At 45.1% G+C, this 3,430-nt stretch carries 3 protein-coding genes and 2 pseudogenes; 4 read left to right on the forward strand and 1 reads right to left on the reverse strand.

All coding sequences use genetic code 11. The annotated features are described in order from the left end of the window. Positions 1-2: 2 nt before the first annotated feature. The 3 genes and pseudogenes from A3849_RS32240 to A3849_RS31010 all read left to right on the forward strand — a co-directional run bounded on the left by A3849_RS32240 (position 3) and on the right by A3849_RS31010 (position 2,572). A pseudogene (locus A3849_RS32240) lies at positions 3-736 on the forward strand (IS5 family transposase). A 456-nt stretch (positions 737-1,192) separates the two neighbouring features. Beyond that, positions 1,193-2,035 (forward strand): NmrA family NAD(P)-binding protein, encoded by an 843-nt coding sequence (locus tag A3849_RS31005; protein ID WP_074114894.1) that lies wholly within the window; start codon positions 1,193-1,195, stop codon positions 2,033-2,035. A 48-nt stretch (positions 2,036-2,083) separates the two neighbouring features. Continuing rightward, positions 2,084-2,572: a PadR family transcriptional regulator gene (locus tag A3849_RS31010; RefSeq protein WP_178382863.1), complete on the forward strand. Its 489-nt coding sequence runs from the start codon at positions 2,084-2,086 to the stop codon at positions 2,570-2,572. Between the two features lie 289 nt (positions 2,573-2,861). Here the strand turns inward: A3849_RS31010 and A3849_RS31015 are convergent, their stop codons facing one another. Further along, the gene (locus tag A3849_RS31015) at positions 2,862-3,050 is read right to left on the reverse strand and encodes a hypothetical protein (protein ID WP_143191953.1); all 189 of its coding nucleotides are present in this window, start codon (positions 3,048-3,050) and stop codon (positions 2,862-2,864) included. 49 nt (positions 3,051-3,099) lie between these two features. Here A3849_RS31015 and A3849_RS31020 point away from each other — a divergent pair. Further along, positions 3,100-3,430 (forward strand): annotated as a pseudogene (locus A3849_RS31020) (transposase); the annotation flags it as partial.

Genomic DNA, 3,430 nt, shown 5'->3' on the forward strand with positions numbered 1-3,430 from the left:
AAATTAAGGGGATGTTTCCACTCTACCGAACAGGACGTCCGTCAAAATTAAGTGAACGAACCATGTTTAACGCTTTTCTATGGATCGCTCGAAGTGGTGCTGCTTGGCTCGATTTACCGGAGAACGCTATGGTCCATGGAAAACGGTCTACAGTCGCTTTTGCAAGTGGCGAGATACCGGACTGCTTGTCGCGATCTTCCAAACTCTTCAGGTCGAACCTGACTTTGAAAACTTGAGCATTGATTCGACATCGGTCAAAGCCCATCAACATAATGCCGGTGCTAAAAAAACATTGAAGGGCACGAAGTAAATCAGCACATCGGCGTCAGTCGTGGCGGAAAGACAACCAAACCAAACTTCACACCGTCGTCGATGGATTAGGAAATCCCCTCGCTTTTCTTCTGACGGGTGGTCAAGTCTACGATTCCGTTCCAGCGATTGATTTACTTCAGAGGCTTGAAATTACAGGAAGTCATATTCTTGGCGACAAAGCCTATGGCTCCCAAGCGATTCGAAATTGGATTACAGCTAAGCAGGTATCCTACACCATCCCACCTAAAGCGAATAGTCAAAACCCGTAGAAAGTCGATTGGTATCGGTACAAAGAACGCCACTTAGTGGAGTGCCTTTTCAATAAAATCAAACACTTTCGCCTGTGGCTACTCGTTACGACAAGTTGGCCAAGTCATTCTTGGCGTTTGTATATGTAGCTGTCATCTTCAAATTGACTCAATGAGGAGTTTTCAGACACGTTCTAGTAATTAGTCAACCATAGTTTTTTTCTTGCATATCCGGTAGGCTTCCCCAGATAAGAATGCCATCTTTCCGCCCGCGACCACTCGAGTTTAACGCGCAAGCCTTTGGCGGCTTTGGATTTCGTCATGTATAGGTGACTCATCTGACTGACACAGCCTCAAATCCAGTTCGTGTACCTTGGCCCGTGCTTTTGCCTCCGGCTTCCTTCAGATCCACCTCACGGTGAACACCCTTGCCTTTGACTAACGGTAGGCGCTCGCCAGCCCTCGTTCAGGACTTTCACCCTAGAGATGACGCCCATGCTGGGCGTACTATCAGAACACAGTCCCCTGGGGCTGTGTTCTTTGTATAATATCCCTTGCTATATTAGTCTAATTAGACTATATTTTGATTTGTGGTCTAATTAGACTAATATATTGGAAAAGAGGTCCTTATAATGCTATTTATTACTGGAGCAACTGGAACCGTTGGAAATCGGGTTGTAAATTACCTCAAGCTTAAGGATGTCAAATTTAAAGCCCTCACCCGAACACCTGAGAGGCTGTTAACAGATCGGACAGATCATATTATTGTCGTCACCGGCGATATCAAGGATTGCAGCGCCTGGTCAGACAGCCTGCGCGGCGTTGAGACCTTATTCCTGATCCTGCTGGATGATGCCGAAGAGATTCTACAGGCTGCTCGGGCTAAGGGCGTCCGGAACATTGTGTTCTTATCCTCAGCTTCCATTAACCGGTCGGATGCCGGTTACAACGAGAATGCCCTTAAACATAAAAAGGTCGAGGATCAAATTCAGGCGTATGGCTTTCAGTATGTTTTTATCCGGGCCGAGGCCTTCATGCACAACACCATTTACTGGAGGGACCTTTTTAGATACAATAAGGGGAAAATCCGGTTACCGGCCCTTGAGGCTAAGCTGGCCAGTGTGCATGAAACAGATATTGCCGAAGTTATCAGTGTGGTTCTAACCGATTTTGGCAAATTCTCCGGGCAGGTCTTGACGCTTACAGGGGCGAATATTCTTAGCCAGAGGAACATATTGACAGAAATCTCTAAGCAACTGGGACAATCGCTTGAACTGGAAGAGCAGACGATCGGGGACTTCCGTTCGTATATGAAGAACTACATTGCTGAAGAGTATATTAACCTTAGAGTCCAGGATTGGGAGTATACAGTCAAGCATCAGCTCGGCGTGACCGGCACGGTGCTGACGATTCTTGGCCGGGAGCCTTATACGTTTAGAGAATGGATCGCTGAGCATCTCCGTGATTTTCAATAATCGATAGAAAGAGGAATTATTATTATACCCTTATTAATACTGGGTCTGTTGAAGGACTGCGGACAATCCAGCGCTTATGAATTGTTGAATGTCTTCAAGGAACGGGATTACAGGTATCTTGTTCATATGACGAAGGGATCGCTGTATTACAACCTGCAGAAGTTAGCGGAGGAAGGCTTGGTCCAGCTGGTTGAAGTCGTTAGCGTTAACAACTATCCCGAACAGTACATCTACGAGATTACACCGCAGGGCAACGAGCATTTCACAGCGCTCATGGCCAAATATTCGCTGCAGACGGACGATATTACGTTAGCCTTTTATATGACCACGCTGTTTGCCCACCAATATGATCCTGGGCAATTCAAGTCGGCCGTAGCGGTGCAGATGGAGCAGACACGGCGCAAAATTGCTGAAATTGATCATGTGCTGGATGCCAAGCAAGACAGGATCTACGATATTGCAAAGTCGATGATGAATAATGTCAGAGCGCACCATGAATTGAACCTAAAATGGTTTCAGGTGCTGCTGGAACAATAGGGCAGCGCACTCCCGGGGAAGATGAATTGAATATTGGTATATGAAGCGCAAACCCCCTTGTATCTGCTGAATGCCGCAGATACAAGGGGGTTTTTTGCGTAAAAAATCTGATTTTTTTTTGATACAAATAGATTGCTGGAAAAATGAAAAGAACTACCGGGAAAAGTCTGAAATTTAAATACGCCATTATTATTATTGAATAGACAAGATAAACGCCATGTGAAAAAAAGCACTAATAATCTCGATGATAACAAATCAATTGACATTAAATCTATTTCAAATCTATTCATTAAATCGCCAGTTTCATTATTCCGAAAAAAAGACGGCGTTGAATCGTGCGGTGCTTACGGATTGGAATGATTGAGTTCGCTTGCTTCTCTTCCAGCAGTGCGATAATTTTATCGGTATCGTATTCCCGGTCGGCCATGACTTTTTTGCCTTTGACGTCCATTTTCTTCAGGATTTCGTAACCGGTCACACAATAAATAACATGGTAAGATTTGAGAAAAACGTATGGAGCGTCAAACATGATTCAAAGACGGTACGAAATAAGCGATGGACAGTGGGATCAAATTAAGGGGATGTTTCCACTCTACCGAACAGGACGTCCGTCAAAATTAAGTGAACGAACCATGTTTAACGCTTTTCTATGGATCGCTCGAAGTGGTGCTGCTTGGCTCGATTTACCGGAGAACGCTATGGTCCATGGAAAACGGTCTACAGTCGCTTTTGCAAGTGGCGAGATACCGGACTGCTTGTCGCGATCTTCCAAACTCTTCAGGTCGAACCTGACTTTGAAAACTTGAGCATTGATTCGACATCGGTCAAAGCCCATCAACATAATGCCGGTGCTAAAAA

The sequence above is a fragment of the Paenibacillus sp. P46E genome (assembly GCF_001909095.1).
Taxonomy (GTDB): domain Bacteria; phylum Bacillota; class Bacilli; order Paenibacillales; family Paenibacillaceae; genus Paenibacillus_AQ; species Paenibacillus_AQ helianthi.

Coding starts and splice junctions, on each gene's coding strand:
- A3849_RS31005 (WP_074114894.1), top strand. CDS start 1,193: ATGCTATTTATTACTGGAGCAACTGGAACCGTTGGAAATCGGGTTGTA.